This window comes from Secundilactobacillus pentosiphilus, from assembly GCF_002217985.1.
GTDB classification, from domain to species: domain Bacteria; phylum Bacillota; class Bacilli; order Lactobacillales; family Lactobacillaceae; genus Secundilactobacillus; species Secundilactobacillus pentosiphilus.
Genome location: NZ_BCMI01000106.1, coordinates 1 through 207, shown reverse-complemented (window position 1 = coordinate 207; position 207 = coordinate 1). Strand labels below are relative to the sequence as shown.

Sequence of the window (207 nt, the reverse complement as noted above, 5' to 3'; positions counted from 1 at the left end):
AGCGAAGTGGGAACAGCCCAAACCAGGAAGCTTGCTTCCTGGGGTTGTAGGACTGAACATTTGAGTTACCAAAGCAGCGAATAGTCGAACGGTTTGGGAAGACTGGCCAAAGCGGGTGATAGCCCCGTAGACGAAATTCACTGCCCTCAGTTCAGGATCCTGAGTACGGCCAGACACGTGAAACCTGGTCGGAATCCGGGAGGACCA

Annotated in this window: 1 rRNA gene; it reads left to right on the top strand. The window is 54.1% G+C overall.

Annotated features, from left to right (window positions below):
- Window positions 1-207: ribosomal RNA gene (locus CES81_RS13245) — 23S ribosomal RNA — on the top strand; the annotation flags it as partial.